The organism is Hymenobacter aranciens, from assembly GCF_030580865.1.
GTDB classification, from domain to species: Bacteria; Bacteroidota; Bacteroidia; order Cytophagales; family Hymenobacteraceae; genus Hymenobacter; species Hymenobacter aranciens.
Map to the genome: position 1 here is coordinate 69,186 of NZ_JAUQSY010000007.1, position 15,219 is coordinate 84,404.

General features: G+C 59.4%; 20 protein-coding genes. 18 read left to right on the forward strand and 2 right to left on the reverse strand.

Features of this window, described 5'->3' with window-relative positions; genetic code table 11:
* Nucleotides 1-15 precede the first annotated feature (15 nt).
* The 16 genes from rplO (at nucleotide 16) to Q5H93_RS11655 (ending at nucleotide 12,152) form a co-directional block, all read left to right on the forward strand.
* The gene (gene rplO / locus Q5H93_RS11580; protein ID WP_305006928.1) at nucleotides 16-462 is read left to right on the forward strand and encodes a 50S ribosomal protein L15; all 447 of its coding nucleotides are present in this window, start codon (nucleotides 16-18) and stop codon (nucleotides 460-462) included.
* Between the two features lie 19 nt (nucleotides 463-481).
* Nucleotides 482-1,801, forward strand: coding sequence for a preprotein translocase subunit SecY (gene secY / locus Q5H93_RS11585; protein ID WP_305006687.1), 1,320 nt, complete (start codon nucleotides 482-484; stop codon nucleotides 1,799-1,801).
* Between the two features lie 11 nt (nucleotides 1,802-1,812).
* A complete protein-coding gene (map, locus tag Q5H93_RS11590) occupies nucleotides 1,813-2,601 on the forward strand; it encodes a type I methionyl aminopeptidase (protein WP_305006688.1) in 789 nt (262 codons plus the stop codon).
* A 5-nt stretch (nucleotides 2,602-2,606) separates the two neighbouring features.
* The gene (gene infA / locus Q5H93_RS11595) at nucleotides 2,607-2,825 is read left to right on the forward strand and encodes a translation initiation factor IF-1 (RefSeq protein ID WP_035567874.1); all 219 of its coding nucleotides are present in this window, start codon (nucleotides 2,607-2,609) and stop codon (nucleotides 2,823-2,825) included.
* Between the two features lie 20 nt (nucleotides 2,826-2,845).
* Nucleotides 2,846-2,962, forward strand: coding sequence for a 50S ribosomal protein L36 (rpmJ, locus tag Q5H93_RS11600; protein ID WP_068340511.1), 117 nt, complete (start codon nucleotides 2,846-2,848; stop codon nucleotides 2,960-2,962).
* Nucleotides 2,963-3,071: 109 nt separating this feature from the next.
* On the forward strand, nucleotides 3,072-3,449 hold the full coding sequence (gene rpsM / locus Q5H93_RS11605; RefSeq protein ID WP_305006690.1) for a 30S ribosomal protein S13: 378 nt from the start codon (nucleotides 3,072-3,074) through the stop codon (nucleotides 3,447-3,449).
* Nucleotides 3,450-3,600: 151 nt separating this feature from the next.
* Complete coding sequence (rpsK, locus tag Q5H93_RS11610) at nucleotides 3,601-3,993, forward strand: 30S ribosomal protein S11 (protein WP_305006691.1); 393 nt, start codon at nucleotides 3,601-3,603, stop codon at nucleotides 3,991-3,993.
* A gap of 26 nt (nucleotides 3,994-4,019) precedes the next feature.
* Nucleotides 4,020-4,625 carry a 30S ribosomal protein S4 gene (rpsD, locus tag Q5H93_RS11615; RefSeq protein WP_305006692.1) on the forward strand — a complete coding sequence of 202 codons (606 nt, stop codon included), beginning with the start codon at nucleotides 4,020-4,022 and terminating at the stop codon, nucleotides 4,623-4,625.
* Between the two features lie 159 nt (nucleotides 4,626-4,784).
* Nucleotides 4,785-5,777 (forward strand): DNA-directed RNA polymerase subunit alpha, encoded by a 993-nt coding sequence (locus Q5H93_RS11620; RefSeq protein WP_305006693.1) that lies wholly within the window; start codon nucleotides 4,785-4,787, stop codon nucleotides 5,775-5,777.
* 178 nt (nucleotides 5,778-5,955) lie between these two features.
* Nucleotides 5,956-6,552 carry a 50S ribosomal protein L17 gene (gene rplQ, locus Q5H93_RS11625; protein WP_305006694.1) on the forward strand — a complete coding sequence of 199 codons (597 nt, stop codon included), beginning with the start codon at nucleotides 5,956-5,958 and terminating at the stop codon, nucleotides 6,550-6,552.
* Between the two features lie 243 nt (nucleotides 6,553-6,795).
* On the forward strand, nucleotides 6,796-8,034 hold the full coding sequence (locus tag Q5H93_RS11630) for an erythromycin esterase family protein (RefSeq protein ID WP_305006695.1): 1,239 nt from the start codon (nucleotides 6,796-6,798) through the stop codon (nucleotides 8,032-8,034).
* A 20-nt stretch (nucleotides 8,035-8,054) separates the two neighbouring features.
* On the forward strand, nucleotides 8,055-9,107 hold the full coding sequence (locus Q5H93_RS11635; protein WP_305006696.1) for a sensor histidine kinase: 1,053 nt from the start codon (nucleotides 8,055-8,057) through the stop codon (nucleotides 9,105-9,107).
* A complete protein-coding gene (locus tag Q5H93_RS11640) occupies nucleotides 9,104-9,895 on the forward strand; it encodes a LytR/AlgR family response regulator transcription factor (RefSeq protein WP_305006697.1) in 792 nt (263 codons plus the stop codon). Before Q5H93_RS11635 ends, Q5H93_RS11640 begins: the two co-directional genes overlap by 4 nt.
* An 80-nt stretch (nucleotides 9,896-9,975) precedes the next feature.
* Entirely contained in the window at nucleotides 9,976-11,247 is a 1,272-nt protein-coding gene (eno, locus tag Q5H93_RS11645) for a phosphopyruvate hydratase (protein ID WP_305006698.1), read from the forward strand.
* 175 nt (nucleotides 11,248-11,422) lie between these two features.
* Nucleotides 11,423-11,737 (forward strand): FtsB family cell division protein, encoded by a 315-nt coding sequence (locus tag Q5H93_RS11650; RefSeq protein ID WP_305006699.1) that lies wholly within the window; start codon nucleotides 11,423-11,425, stop codon nucleotides 11,735-11,737.
* Nucleotides 11,738-11,768: 31 nt separating this feature from the next.
* Nucleotides 11,769-12,152, forward strand: coding sequence for a hypothetical protein (locus tag Q5H93_RS11655; protein ID WP_305006700.1), 384 nt, complete (start codon nucleotides 11,769-11,771; stop codon nucleotides 12,150-12,152).
* On the opposite strand, the gene Q5H93_RS11660 is transcribed toward Q5H93_RS11655, so the two are convergent.
* Entirely contained in the window at nucleotides 12,057-12,758 is a 702-nt protein-coding gene (locus Q5H93_RS11660) for a Crp/Fnr family transcriptional regulator (RefSeq protein WP_305006701.1), read from the reverse strand. The genes Q5H93_RS11655 and Q5H93_RS11660 overlap by 96 nt on opposite strands.
* Nucleotides 12,759-12,921: 163 nt before the next feature.
* On the opposite strand from Q5H93_RS11660, the gene Q5H93_RS11665 reads away from it, so the two are divergent.
* Both Q5H93_RS11665 and Q5H93_RS11670 read left to right on the forward strand, forming a co-directional pair.
* Entirely contained in the window at nucleotides 12,922-13,365 is a 444-nt protein-coding gene (locus Q5H93_RS11665; RefSeq protein WP_305006702.1) for an OsmC family protein, read from the forward strand.
* A 26-nt stretch (nucleotides 13,366-13,391) separates the two neighbouring features.
* Nucleotides 13,392-13,958 (forward strand): hypothetical protein, encoded by a 567-nt coding sequence (locus Q5H93_RS11670; protein ID WP_305006703.1) that lies wholly within the window; start codon nucleotides 13,392-13,394, stop codon nucleotides 13,956-13,958.
* Nucleotides 13,959-13,984: 26 nt separating this feature from the next.
* Here Q5H93_RS11670 and Q5H93_RS11675 read toward each other — a convergent pair whose 3' ends face one another.
* Nucleotides 13,985-15,142 (reverse strand): anhydro-N-acetylmuramic acid kinase, encoded by a 1,158-nt coding sequence (locus Q5H93_RS11675; protein WP_305006704.1) that lies wholly within the window; start codon nucleotides 15,140-15,142, stop codon nucleotides 13,985-13,987.
* Nucleotides 15,143-15,219 lie beyond the last annotated feature (77 nt).

The window sequence follows — 15,219 nt, forward strand, 5'->3', positions numbered from 1 at the left end:
GCTTTTCCTGTTATGTTGAATCTTAGCAATCTCAAACCCGCCGAAGGCGCGACCAAAAACGTGAAGCGTTTGGGCCGTGGTGAAGGCTCGACCCGCGGTGGCACGTCTACCCGTGGTCACAAAGGGGCCAAGTCGCGTTCGGGCTACAAGCGCAAGTCGGGCTTCGAAGGTGGCCAGATGCCGCTGCAGCGCCGCGTGCCCAAGTTCGGCTTCAAGAGCCTGAACCGCGTGGAGTACAAAGGCATCAACCTCGATGTAATCGCCGGCCTGCTGGAGAAAAACAGCACCAGCACCATCGACGCCGCTTACTTCGTGTCGGCTGGTCTGGCCTCGAAAAACGCCAAAATCAAAGTTCTGGGCCGTGGCGAAATCGCGACGGCCGTGGAGGTTCACGCTCACGCCTTCTCGAAATCGGCTATCGAAGCCATCGAGAAAGCCGGTGGCAAAGCGGTAACGCTGTAATTTAGCCTATTTATCGGCAATGAATAAGTTTATCAATTCGATAAAGAACATTTTTGCGATTGAGGATTTGCGCACGCGAATCCTCAATACGCTATTCTTCATTGCTATCTACCGCCTGGGTTCCTACGTGGTGCTGCCGGGTGTCGACCCGACTCGCCTCAAGACCGGGGCGGAAGGGCTCTTCGGTATCCTGGACACGCTGCTCGGCGGCGCGTTCAGCCACGCGTCGATTTTCGCGCTGGGCATCATGCCGTACATCTCGGCCAGCATCGTGTTGCAGCTGCTCACGATTGCCGTGCCGTATTTCCAGAAGCTGCAGAAGGAAGGCGAATCGGGCCGCAAGAAAATCAACCAGTACACTCGCATCCTCACGATTCCCATCGTACTGGCGCAGTCGGTTGGTTTCATTGCCACGATTAACGCCGAGGCCATCATCACGCCCGGTACCTTCTTCACGGTTTCGACGATGATTATCATCACCGCCGGCACGCTGTTCTGCATGTGGCTGGGGGAGAAAATCACCGACAAAGGCATCGGCAACGGTATCTCCATGATTATCATGATTGGTATCGTGTCGCGCCTCCCCGGTGCCATCATCGGCGAAGCTGCTGCGAAAGGTGTCAACAAGTCGCTGATTTTCCTGCTTGAACTCGTCGTGCTGTTCCTGGTCGTAATGGCCGTAATCGTGCTCACGCAAGCGGTTCGCCGCATCGCGGTGCAGTATGCTAAGCAGGTAGGTGGCACCACGCAGCTTGATGCGCAACGTCAGTTCATTCCCCTCAAGGTGAATGCCGCTGGTGTAATGCCCATCATCTTCGCGCAGTCGCTGATGTTCGTACCGGCCATCGTGGCCTCGGTATGGCAGAACAACAACGACGCGGCCAGCTACATCGGCGTGAAGTTCTCGGACTACACCTCGTGGCAGTATAACCTCGTGTTTGCGACGCTCATCATCGTCTTCACTTACTTCTACACTGCCATCAGCGTCAATCCCAACCAGATTGCCGATGACCTGAAGCGGAGTGGCGGCTTCGTGCCGGGCGTGAAGCCAGGCGCGGATACGGCGGAGTTCATTGATGAAATCCTAACCCGCATCACCCTGCCGGGTGCCGTGGCGCTGGCTTTGATTGCCATCTTCCCGGCCCTCGCGCTGCTGCTCGGCGTTACGCGTCCGTTCTCGGCTTTCTATGGCGGTACTTCACTCATCATCATGGTGGGCGTAGTGCTCGACACGGTAAACCAGGTGCAGAGCTACCTGCTGATGCAGGAGTACGACGGCATGATGAAATCGGGCAAGCTTCGCGGCCGGACGCAGGATGTGGCAGCCTTTGCTTCGTAACAAAAGCAAGGATGGCAACCGGAGTTATTCAATACAAGACCGAGGAAGAAATTGACCTCATCCGCATTAGCGGGCAGCTGTTGGCGAAAGCCCACGGTGAGGTGGCAAAGCTGGTCAAGGAAGGGGTAACCCCCAAACAACTGGACCAGCGTGCCGAAGAGTTTATTCGCGACAATGGGGGAATTCCTTCCTTCAAAGGTTACGGAAAAATTCCTTTTCCTTACAGCTTGTGTTTAAGCGTGAACGAGGCCGTCGTTCACGGACTTGCTACCGATAAGCCGCTGAAAAGCGGCGACATCATCTCGGTAGACTGCGGGGTATTCATGAACGGATACCACGCGGACAGTGCTTACACTCACCCAATCGGGGAAGTGGCGCCGGAAGTGCTGGCTTTGCTGCGGGAAACCAAGGCATCGCTGTACAAAGGCATTGAAAAAGCCGTGAGCGGCAACCGCGTGGGCGATATCAGCTACGCCATCCAGAACCATGTGGCCCCGATGGGCTACGGGGTGGTGCGTGAGCTGGTGGGGCACGGCGTGGGCGCCAAGCTGCACGAGAAACCTGACGTGCCGAATTACGGCAAGCGGGGTTCGGGTCCGTTGTTGCAGACGGGCATCGTGCTGGCCATCGAACCCATGATTAACCTGGGCAAGAAGGACGTGGTGCAGGAAGCGGACGGCTGGACCATCCGCACCAAGGACCGCAAGCCCTCGGCGCACTTTGAGCACACGGTTGTTGTTAGAAAAGACAAGGCGGAGATTCTCACGTCTTTTGAGTACATAGAACAAGCATTACAGTAGCCCTTATGGCCAAACAAGCCTCGATTGAGCAGGACGGAACCATCCTGGAAGCCCTTTCCAATGCCATGTTCCGCGTGGAATTGGAAAATGGTCACCAACTGATTGCCCACATCTCGGGCAAGATGCGGATGCACTACATCAAAATCCTGCCCGGCGACAAGGTGAAGCTGGAAATGTCGCCCTACGACTTGTCGAAGGGGCGGATTAAATACCGTTACAAATAACCCCGTTTCCTTCGCAGGTCATGAAAGTAAAAACCTCGGTGAAAAAGCGTAGCGTCGATTGCAAAATCATCCGCCGCAATGGCAAGCTCTACGTCATCAACAAAAAGAACCCCCGCTTCAAGCAGCGTCAGGGCTAATCCAAATTCATGAATCCCGGAACCTTGGGTACTGGGTTAGCGGTTAAGGCCGCTTCCCGCCTTCCAAGCAGTTGCCGGGGTTCTGTCCGCAAACACATAACCATACAAAATGGCTCGTATCGCAGGGGTTGATATCCCGGACAACAAGCGCGGCGAAATCGCCCTGACTTACATCTTCGGCATCGGCCGGAGCAATTCCCAGAAAATTCTGACTAAGGCCGGTGTCGACCTGAACAAGAAGGTGAAGGACTGGACCGACGAGGAGTCGGGAGCCATCCGCGCCATCATTGCAGCCGAGCACAAGACCGAAGGCGTGCTGCGCTCGGAAGTAACGACGAACATCAAGCGTTTGATGGACATCGGCTGCTACCGTGGTCTGCGTCACCGCAAAGGCCTGCCGGTTCGTGGTCAGCGCACCAAGAACAACTCGCGCACCCGCAAGGGCAAGCGTAAAACGGTGGCCGGCAAGAAGAAGGCAACCAAATAATTAACCCGGGAATCGGGTTGAATTATGAGTTTTGAGTTATGAATTATGAGTTAATAGTCACGACATAGTCGACGACAACTTTTAACTCATAATTCATAACTCATAATTCAAAACTCATCCCAACACCTCCCGCATTTTTTGCGATAACCAAATGGCACAGAAAAGAAAAGACAAAGCCAAGAAGCGCGTTGTCGTGGTGGAGCAGGTTGGTCAGGTGCATATCCGCGCCTCGTTCAACAACATCATCATCTCCATCACCAACAACAACGGTCAAGTTATTTCGTGGGCTTCGGCCGGCAAAATGGGCTTCCGTGGCTCGAAGAAAAACACGCCTTACGCCGCACAGATGGCGATGAGCGACTGCGGCAAAGTAGCTCACGACCTGGGCATGCGCAAAGCCGAAGTATTCGTGAAAGGCCCGGGAGCGGGCCGCGAGTCGGCCATCCGCGCCCTGGGCACCGTGGGCATCGAGGTGACGACCATCCGCGACGTAACGCCGCTGCCGCACAACGGCTGCCGCCCCCCCAAGCGTCGTCGCGTCTGATTTTCCACTTCTGATTTTAAGATACAATGGCACGTTATACCGGCCCTACCTCTAAGATTGCCCGTCGCTTTGCCGAGCCGATTTTCGGCCCGGACAAGGCGCTCAACAAAAAGAACTATCCTCCGGGCCAGCACGGCCGCGGCCGCCGCAAGAAGCAGTCGGAATACGCTGTGCAGCTCATGGAGAAGCAGAAAGTGAAGTACATGTACGGGATGCTCGAAAAGCAATTCGAGAACCTGTTCCACAAAGCAGCAGTGCTCCCCGGCATCACCGGCGACAACCTGCTCGCGCTGCTGGAAGCCCGTCTGGACAACACGGTGTACCGTCTGGGCATTGCCTCGACGCGCCGCGCAGCCCGTCAGCTGGTGGGTCACAAGCACATCACGGTGAACGGCGAAGTGGTGAACATCCCTTCGTACCACCTGCGTCCCGGCGATATCGTGGCCGTGCGTGAGAAGTCGAAGTCGCTGGAGGCCATTACGACTTCGCTGTCGGCTCGCAACTCGCGCCAGTTCTCGTGGCTGGAGTGGGATGGCAAGGAGCTGGCTGGTAAGTTTATCAACGCCCCGGCCCGCGACCTGATTCCCGAAAAAATCACCGAGCAGCTCATTGTCGAGCTGTATTCGAAGTAATAACGCTAGCAGTAGCGGCCCGGCCTTTGGTCGGGCCGTTATTGTGCGTACGCAGAGCGCATGGTTTAGCCTGCGCTTGTTGCGTTTCGGTAATTCCCAGATTTTTATTCAATTGGCGCCAGCTACAGTTTGCGCCGCAACTTTTTTAACGCCCCACATATGTCAATCTTAGCTTTTCAGATGCCGGAGAAGGTGGTGATGGAGAAATCCGACGACTTCATCGGGACGTTTGAATTCAAGCCGCTCGAGAAGGGCTACGGCGTGACCATCGGGAATGCGCTGCGTCGCATCCTGCTGTCGTCGCTGGAGGGTTTCGCGATTACCTCGGTACGTACGCCCAGCGTGCTGCACGAGTTCTCGACCATTGAAGGCGTGATTGAGGACATGTCCGAAATCATCCTGAACCTGAAAATGGTTCGGTTCAAGAAAATCAGCGATGCTCTGGCTGACAAAATCACCGTGCGCGTGAAGGGTCAGGAGACCTTCACCGGGGCCGACATCAGCAAGTTTGCCAGCGGCTTCCAGGTGTTGAACCCGGACCACGTGATTGCTCACTTGGACCCCAGCAAAGAGCTGGAGTTTGAGCTGACCATCGCCCGGGGCCGTGGCTACGTGCCCGCCGAAGAAAACAAGCCGGCTGACCAGGTTTTCGGTCAGATTGCCATCGACGCTATCTACACGCCTATTAAGAACGTGAAGTACAGCATCGAGAACACCCGCGTGGAGCAGAAAACCGACTACGAGAAGCTCGTTATCGAGATTCAAACCGACGGTTCGATTCACCCGGAGGACGCGCTGAAAGGCGCGGCCAACATCCTCATTCAGCACTTCGTGCTGTTCTCGGACAACACGATGACCCTCGAAGGTCCGCGTGGCACGGTGGAAGATGAGCCCATCGACGAGGAAACCATGCAGATGCGCAAGATGCTGAAAACGCCGCTTGACGACATGGAACTGAGCGTGCGCGCCAAGAACTGCCTCAAAGCCGCCGACATCAAGACGATGGGCGAGCTAGTGCAGCTCGAAATCGCCGACATGATGAAGTTCCGCAACTTCGGCAAGAAGAGCCTCACCGAGCTGGAAAACCTCGTGGAGGAGCGCGGCCTGGAGTTCGGCATGGACTTGAGCAAATATCGTCTCGACGAAGATTAGTAGTGTTTCTGGTTTCTGATTGCTCGTTTCTGGTTTGCGAAAGTGAACCAGAAACAAGCAACCAGAAACCAGAAACTTTTTTTATTTCATCAGTACGCCCCCGGGGCAGCGGTTCTAATGAGGCTTCGGCCCGCCGTGGTCGCTGCCCGCAAGCGTACGTTTTTAACCATTTTGTCCGATGCGACACGGAAAAAAAATCAACCACCTGGGCCGTACCACCGCCCACCGTCACGCGATGCTGTCGAACATGGCTTCGTCGCTTATCCTCCACAAGCGTCTGACCACCACGGTGGCCAAGGCTAAAGCACTGCGTAAGTACGTAGAGCCGCTGCTGACGAAGTCGAAAGACGACACGACGCACTCGCGCCGCATGGTGTTTGCCGCCCTGCAAAACAAGGAGACGCTGAAGGAGCTGTTCGGCACGGTATCGGAGAAAGTGGCTAACCGTCCTGGTGGCTATACCCGCATTATCAAGCTGAGCGCTACCCGTCTGGGCGATAACGCCGACATGTGCGTAATCGAACTGGTGGACTTCAACGAGACGCTGCTGGAAGCTAAATCGGCTGCTGCTGAGAAGACGACCACGACCCGCCGCTCGCGCAGCCGTGGTGGCAAAAAAGCTACCGGCGACGCTGCTGTTACTTCGGCTACCGAGGTAACTGGCGAGGCTGCTGCTCCCGCCGCTACGACGGAAGTATCGGCTCCGGAAGATACTGCTACCGAAACGGTGAAAGACGGCGAGAGCCGCGAAGAAGCCAAGGAAGACCAAGCATAGAGCTTTTTCGACCGAAAATTGAAGGGGGACGCACCAAATGGTGCGTCCCCTTTTTCTTTTTGGTGCTGAGTGGTTCGTTGAGTTTTTCCCGCGGTTCGAGGAAAGTTTCGGTGAGTTCGTTGGGGATGGATTGAGTTGAGTAGTTGGGGAGGCGTGCTTTGGGTACTCAATCACCTAAACCCCTTCTGAGCAATGAATATGACGGCAACTTTGCGCATGGCTGTGGCTGGCGCGGCTTTACTGATGACCACGTGGGCAAGCAGCGCCCAAACGGCTGGCTCAACTACTGCGGGCCCGGATTTCGGGGGAGTACCGCTGGCGGCGGTGCCGCTGGCGGCGGAAGGGACGTTTCCGGCGTTCGAAGACTCGTTTTATCAGAACCAACTGTTTTTGTTGGGGGAGGCGCACGGCGTGCAGCGACCGCAGGATGTCGATTTTGCCTTGCTTCGGCACCTGAATGAGCGGGCGGGCGTGCGGACGTACATGGCCGAGATTGACTGCGCTAAGGCGTATTACCTGAACGAGTACCTGCGTACGGGCGACGAAAAGACGCTGGACCTGGTATTTCGTAGCTGGATTGCGGCCAACTCGCAATGGGCCAATAATGACTACCGGGCCAAGCTGCAGCGCATCCGGACTTGGAATCTGACGCTACCGCAGCGGCGACAGGTGCGCTTCGTCGGCATCGATGAGGTACAGGATGCGGCGCTGGCGGCTGATTACCTGAACGCGCTGATGCAAGGACAGAAATTGACCGGTGACCTGCGGAGTCAACTTGACTCGGTGGCTGTGCTGCTGCGGCAACAGACGGGCGACCCCGAAGCTGTGGCGCAACGGGCGCTGCTGACGTTGCAGCAGCCCATGACCAACCGCAAGAAGCTAGGCAGCCGCTACGATGACCTACGGCTACTGCTGCGCAACCTCACTTGGGCCCAGCGGGGCGTGAAGGGAAGGGAGCAGACGCTGTTTAGCAATTACCAGGATTTGATTGCCACGCCCGAGTTGGCGGGGAAAAAGCTGTATGGCATGTGGGGCTTGTGGCATGTGCTGCAGAGTCCGCTGCAGAATGGGGCGCTGTCGTTTGCGGGGATGGTGCGGCAGAGCAAGTTGCCGGCGCACGACAAGGTGGTATCGGTGCTGTGCGTGTTTGCGGGCTGCCAGATGCTGATGCCGAACAGCTCGCTGCCGGCGGCGTGGCAGGCGCCGGGGAAACACTACGTTGTGACCGACAAATTCAGCCACGACGGGCCGCTGGTGGTGCTGGCGGGTATGGACGAGCTGAAGCGGCGCACGGCGGCAGGCAGCACTACGCTGTTCCGGCTGGGCGCGGCGGCTGGCAAGCAGTCCATTGGCGTGCGGTATGCGCCGGGCGTGCCAGTGGCGCAGCAGTTGCAGTTTCGGCCGGAGCTGCCGGCTACGGATTACGTGCAGTACCTTGTGCTGGTGCGCGACTCGGGCCCGGTGCAGCCTTTGCGGCCGTGAGGAGGCGAATAGCTTTAGCAGTGAAACATACTTTATCAAGGTGGCAGGAGTGGCAGCCGACGCGCTCAGATGTGTGGCTGGTGGCGGCCTACTGGCTGGTGGTGGTGCCCGTGCTGCTGGTGCAGTACGGCTCCGATACGGCCTGGCCCTGGACGCGCACGCTGCCCGTGGTGGCCGTCACGGTGGCGTTTGATACGCTGACGGTGGCGGCGCTGGTGGGCGGGCTGCTGCCGCAGTTTCTGGGGCGGCGCTGGTGGCTGGGGCTGGCGCTGCTGCCGGTGTTCGTGCTGCTGAGTGGTTGGCTGTACCTGAGCATTTATGGCGAGTTGCTGCACAAGGCGCAACCGCTAAACTGGGGCCGGGTGTTGCTGGGTGCGGTGGCTCACGCCAAAAGCTACGGCCTGCTGGCCGTGCTGCTGACCGGCAAGCGCTACTTCGACTCGCAGAAAAACGTGCTACGACTGCGGCAAGCCCAGACCGAAAACGAGCTTCGCAGCCTGAAAGCCCAGCTCGACCCGCATTTTCTCTTCAACAACCTCAACGTACTGCGTGGGCTGATGGAGTACGACCCGGCCAGTGCTACCGAGTTTGTAAACCGGCTGGCGGCGCTGTACCGCTTCCTCATCCGCTACAAGGACTACGACTGGGTGCCGCTGAGTGAGGAGTTGCAGTTTCTGGACGGCTACGTGTATCTGTTGCAACAGCGGTTTGGCGCGGCCTATGAATTTCGGCAGGAAGTGATGGCAGCTGACCTAGGCCAGCTGCTGGTGGTGCCGGGCACGCTGCAGCTGCTAGTGGAAAATGCCGTGAAACACAACGCCGGCGACGACGACGCGCCCTTGCTTATCACCGTGCGGGCCAGCCCGACTACGCTCACCGTGGAGCACCCGCGCCGCCCCAAGCTCACGGCCGTGGACTCGCTGGGCACCGGGCTGGCCAACCTGCGCGAGCGGTACCGGCTGCTGCTGCGGCAGGATATTGTGGTGCGCGATACGGCCGCTAGCTTCGCGGTGGAGGTGCCGCTGGTGGCCCCAATAAGCGTACGGCGGCCTGCAAATATCCCCTTGGCATGAACATTCTGATTCTGGAAGACGAAACGCTGGCGGCCCGGCAGCTGCTGCAGTTTCTGGCGCGGGCCGGGCTGGATACGCCGATGCCCACCGTGCTGCGGAGCGTCGAAAAAGCCCTGGCCTGGCTGCAAACCCAGCCCATGCCCGACCTCATTTTCTCCGACATCGAATTGCTCGACGGCAACGTGTTTGCCCTTTATGAGCGGTTTCGGGTGACGTGCCCGGTGATTTTCACCACCGCTTACGACCAGTTTCTGCTGCCGGCGTTTCAGGGCAACGGAATTGCCTACCTGCTGAAACCGTTCGAATACGAACAGTTCCGGGCGGCGCTGGACAAGTACCAGCTGCTGAAAAGCAGCTTTGCCACCCCGGCGCCCGCTCCCACGCTGAGCGCCGAGGTGCTGCGCGACCTGCGTCAGGCCCTGCAGCTGCCGGCCGCATCGACGGTGTACAAACAGCGGTTTTCGGTGCGGATGCGCAACGCGCTGTACCTGCTGGCCGTGGACGACGTGGCCTACGTGCAGGCCGACGAGGGCGTGGTATTCGCTGTGGATGCGGCCGGCGCGCGCTACCCGCTGCCGGGCACTCTGGCCGAGGTAGAGCGCCAGCTCGACCCGCGCCGCTTCGGCCGGCTCAACCGCTCGGAGTTGGTCAATATTGCCTTCGTGGAGCGAATGGAGCCGTACTTCAACAACCGGCTGGCGGTGAGCTTGCGCCACTTGCCGGGCGTAGTGCTGACCACCAGCGCCGCCCAGACGCCCGAATTCCGGCGCTGGCTGGAGGGCGGCTGAGGCCCGGTCATGCCAATTTAATGTAGCAAATCCGTAGGGTAGGGCGTAAGTTTGCGGCTCACAACAGACCATTCTCAGTTATGAGCATCATCTCGCAGATTCATGCCCGCCAGATTTTCGATTCGCGCGGCAACCCGACCATTGAAGTGGACGTGACCACCGACAGCGGCGCTACCGGCCGCGCCGCCGTGCCCAGCGGGGCCAGCACCGGCAAGCACGAAGCCGTGGAGCTGCGCGACGACGACAAGTCGAAATACATGGGCAAGGGCGTGCTCAAGGCCGTGGACAACGTGAACAACAAGATTGCCGAAGAGCTGGTGGGCTTCTCGGTGTACGAGCAGGCGCTGCTCGACAAAATCATGCTGGAAATGGACGGCACGCCCAACAAGGCCAACCTGGGCGCCAACGCCATCCTGGGCGTGAGCCTGGCCGCCGCCCGTGCGGCCGCGCAGGACGCCGGCATGCCCCTCTACCGCTACGTGGGCGGGGTGGGCGCCACGACGCTGCCGGTGCCGATGATGAACATCCTCAACGGCGGCTCGCACGCCGACAACTCCATCGACTTCCAGGAGTTCATGATTATGCCCACCGGCGCGCCGTCGTTTTCGGAGGCGCTGCGCTGGGGCACGGAGATTTTTCACCACCTGAAGAACGTGCTCAAGAAGCAGGGTTTCAGCACCAACGTGGGCGATGAGGGCGGCTTTGCGCCGAACATCAAGTCGAACGAGGACGCCATCAAGATTGTGCTGCAGGCCATTGAGGTGGCCGGCTACCGCCCGGGCGAGGACGTGTTCATTGCCATGGACGCGGCCGTGTCGGAGTTCTACGAGGACGGCGTGTACCACTTCAAGAAGAGCACCGGCGACAAGCTGACTTCGTCGCAGATGGTGGATTACTGGGCCGATTGGGTGAAGAAATACCCCATCATCAGCCTCGAAGACGGCATGGACGAGGACGACTGGAGCGGCTGGAAAAACCTCACCGACCGCGTGGGCAAGCAAACCCAACTGGTGGGCGACGACTTGTTCGTAACCAACGTGAGCCGCCTGCAGCGCGGCATCGACGAGCAGGTGGCCAACGCCATCCTCATCAAGGTCAACCAAATCGGTACCCTGACCGAGACGATTGACGCCGTGAACCTGGGCCGCCGCAACGGCTACAAGTCGGTGATGAGCCACCGCTCGGGCGAAACGGAGGATTCGACCATTGCCGACCTGGCCGTGGCTTTGAATACCGGCCAGATTAAGACCGGCTCGGCCTCGCGCTCGGACCGGATGGCGAAGTACAACCAACTGCTCCGCATTGAGGAGGAATTGGGTGAAATCGGTTACTTCCCTGGGAAGAAAATGTAGCAACTGTCATGCTGACGTAGGAAGCATCTTATCAGGTGCGGGCTTCGTGAGCGCGACAGATTGAAGATTAATAAGCAGCCGGCAGCTGGATTCTCAGGAATCTGGCGGCCGGCTGCTTATTTTTGTTAACCGTCTGGCACGAGAGGATGCTTCGTTCCTCAGCATGACAGTTCCTATGCAAATCCCCTCCTTCATTTCGCCGCTGTTGCGCATCGTCCGCAGCTTTTATTTCCTCACCGGCGTGGGGTTTCTGGTGTGGATGCTGGTGTTTGACGCCAACGACCTGGGCAAGCAGCTCGACATCTACCGGAAGTGGCAGGATTTGCGGGCCGAAAAACAGTATTACCTCGATAACATTGAGGTGGTGAAGAAGGACCGGGCCGAGCTGATGAGCAGCCCGGCGCTGCTGGAGAAATTTGCGCGGGAGCGCTACCTGATGAAGCGGCCGGGCGAGGACCTGTTTATCCTCGTGCCGGAGGAGGAGAAGTAACGTGCGGCACTGGTTATTTTTGGCGGGCCTAATGGCCGCCTGCGGCGCGCTGGCGCAGGACAAACCGCCCCGCAACACGCAGGTGCAGGCGACGCGGCAGTTTCTGAGCGCCGCCCTGCGCGGCGACACGGCCGCCATCCGCTGGCTGGCACCGGAGCTGCGGCGGAAGCTGGGCACGACGGGCGTGCAGCAGGCGCTGGCTCCGCTGGCGGTAGCGGGCCGGCGGCGCGGTACTGACATTGAACTCTACAAGCTGGGGTATTGGCTGGAGGCGGATGGCTCGTCGCGGCCGTTCGTGGCGTATGCCTGGGCGGCGGATTCACTGCTGAAGCCGAAGCGGGAGTGGCTGCAAGTAGCGTTCCGCGACTCGGCGGCGCGGCAGGTGCTGGAGTTTGAGCTGCGGGCGGTTAAGTAATTTCGATTCAGCCTTTGCCCAGATTGGCGCGAATGCGGCTGAGCGACGGGCCTTTGATGCCCAGATACGACGCGATGTGCCCGAGGGAAATCCGATTCGTGACCCAGGGAATTGCTGCAGGAGCGCCAGGTAGCGCTGCTCGGCGGTTTGGAAAAGCACGGCTTCGGACTTGGCTTGGTGAAACACCAGGTACTGCTCGGCCAGCAGGCGGCCAAACCGTTCCCAGCCGTGCGACTGCTCGAAGAGCTTGTGTAATTGTTGCACGTTGATAACCAATAATTCGGAATCCTCCAACGCGGCGATGTAGTAGGGGCAGGCTTCCTGGGTTACCAGACTTTTGAGCGAGGTGAGAAAGATGCCCTCGGGTATGAACCCGACGTTGTGTTCCTGGGCTGTGGCGGGGTCCACGTAGTACACGCGAAACAGGCCGCTCACGATGAAGCCGACGTGTTGGCACACCGAGTTGCGGAAGTTGAAAAACTCATTGCGGGCAATGGTGCGCAGCGTCCAGTGGCTTTCGGCCAGGCGCAGGTCGGCTTCAGAAAGGTTGGCGAAGGTTTGGAGCTGCTGAGTGAGTTGCAAGTGAGAGGAAGGGGCGGAAATCATAAGTGCGGGGCGGTGAACTGCTCTTGGGCGAATACGCAAGCAGCAGCCTAGCCAGAAAGTTGGCGCAAAAGAAGCAGCCGCCGACGCTTTTTAACATAGGTGAAAAATTGGCTTGGTGGGCGGCGGGACCTTTGTCCCATCATTCATCTCAACCACCACCATCATGGCTACTTCAAGAAGAGCAACCGCCGTTTGGCAAGGCACCGGCCTGCAAGGCACCGGCACGCTGAATACCGCAAACAAATTTTTCAATAACACGCCCTACAGCTTCAAAACCCGCGTCGAGTCGGAGGCGGGCGCGGCAGGCACCAACCCCGAGGAACTACTGGCGGCGGCTCACGCCAGCTGCTTTGCCATGGCGTTGAGTTTTGCCATCGTGCAGGCCGGTTTCGTGGCCGACGAGCTGAAGGTAGAAGCCAAAGTCACGCTCGATACCGTGGACGGCGGCTTTGGCGTCACGGGCATTGTGCTGCAGCTGGCGGGCCGGGTGGCTGGCATGGGCGAGGCGCAGTTTCTGGAGCTGGCCAACGGGGCGAAGGCAGGCTGCCCTATATCTAAAGCGCTCGGCGCGGTGCCCATTCACCTCGATGCCACGTTTGCCGCCTGATTTCATTGCCTGACCAACTCACAGCTATGGCTACTTCATCCACCGCTTCGGCCCCGGCTCAGACAGCCCAGCCACTACGCACGTTGTACTTCGTGCGGGCTGCTTTCTCAGTAGTCTGGGTCAGCTTTATCGTTCTGTTTGCGAAATCTTCGCCCGCGCTCACGGCTGTGCTGCTGCTGCTGTATCCGGCTTGGGACGTGCTGGCTACCTTCGGCGATATTCGGGCTAATCGGGGTACTGAGTCGCTGCTGCCGCAGTACGTGAATATCGGCGTGGGCAGCCTCACGACGCTGGCCGTTGGCCTGGCTTTGCGCAATGGCATCCCGGCAGTGCTCATTGTGTTTGGGGTGTGGGCCGGGCTCACGGGGCTCATTCAACTGCTGCTCGGGCTGCGGCGGCGGCACCAGCTGGGTGGGCAGTGGCCAATGATACTCAGCGGCGGGCAGTCGATACTGGCCGGGGTGTCGTTTATCGTCACGGCCCACGACCCCAGTAAGGGCGTGCTCAATCTGGCCGGGTACTCGGCGTTTGGGGCGTTCTATTTCCTGCTGGCGGCTCTGCGCCTGCGTAAATCCGCTCAGCTTGCCGAATAAGAACAGCCACTTTTTCTGGTAGTGCCTTACGGCAGGCAGATTTTGCCCAAACTGAATTCCGGCTGGCCGGCCACCGTTTCATTCGCCAGCACCGCGAATAGCACGGCCTCTTTAGCGTCGGCCGGAATACCGAGGGTGTCAATGGTAGCGAACTGCGCTTCGGGTAAGTTGCGCTCCAGCGCCTGAAACAAGGTCATGTTATGGCTGCCACCGCCACTCACGTACACCTGCGCCGGACCTTCAGGTAGGCAGCGCCGGGCGGCCAGGGCCACGCTGGCCGCCGTCAATTCAACCAGCGTGGCGAGCAGGTCCGTAGGCGGGAGGCTGGTGGTGTGAGTGGCCAGCTGGGCGGCCTGCAGGTAGGCGAGGTGAAACAGCTCGGGGCCGGTGGTTTTGGGCAGCGGCGCGGTGAAAAACGGGTGAGCCAGCAGCGCCGTCAGCAGCGCCGGGTGCGGCGTGCCCTGGGCGGCGAGGTTGCCGTTGTCGTCGTAGCTGCGGCCGGGGAAATACTGGCGCGTCACGGCATCGAGCAGGGTATTGGCGGGGCCGGTGTCGGTGACGAGCGTGGGGCCGCCATCGGCGGGTAGGAAGGTGAAATTGGCAATGCCGCCGAGATTAAGCAGCAGACGGTTTTCGCCGGGCTGGGCGAAGAGCAGCTTATCGGCGTAGCCGGCCAGGGGGGCGCCCTCGCGGCCGTGGGCCACGTGCTTCTGCCGAAAGTCGGCCACGGTGATGATGCTGCTCAATGCAGCCAGATGGTCGCCGTCGCCGAGCTGCAGGGTGGCGTGGTGGGCGTAGGGGTGGCCCGGCCGCTGGTGGCGCGGGCTGTGCCAGACGGTCTGGCCGTGGCTGGCCAGCAGGTCTACTTCATCCGGAAAAACTTCCCATTCCTCCAGCGCGGCCAGCACGGTGGCCACGTGGCGGCGGGCTATTTCAGCATTCAAAATGGTTAGCTCTTCCAGCGAAACCGTGGGTTGGGAAATATCCCGCAGCCGCTGCCGAAATGAATTTGAGTACGGAAAAGTGGCGAACCGTTCGAGCTGCACCCGTAGCTTTGTGCCGTGGCCGTAGCAGCGGCACAGCGCCAGGTCGAGGCCATCGAGCGAGGTGCCCGACATGAGGCCGAGGACACGGCGGCTGGGTTGCTGGGTCAGATGAGCAAGGCGAGCGAGGTGCGGATTCATAATTGGGCGGTTTTAAACTAAAAACGCGGCACAAAACTTCGTTTGTGCCGCGTTGTACCGATAGGGCGGAGCTTGCG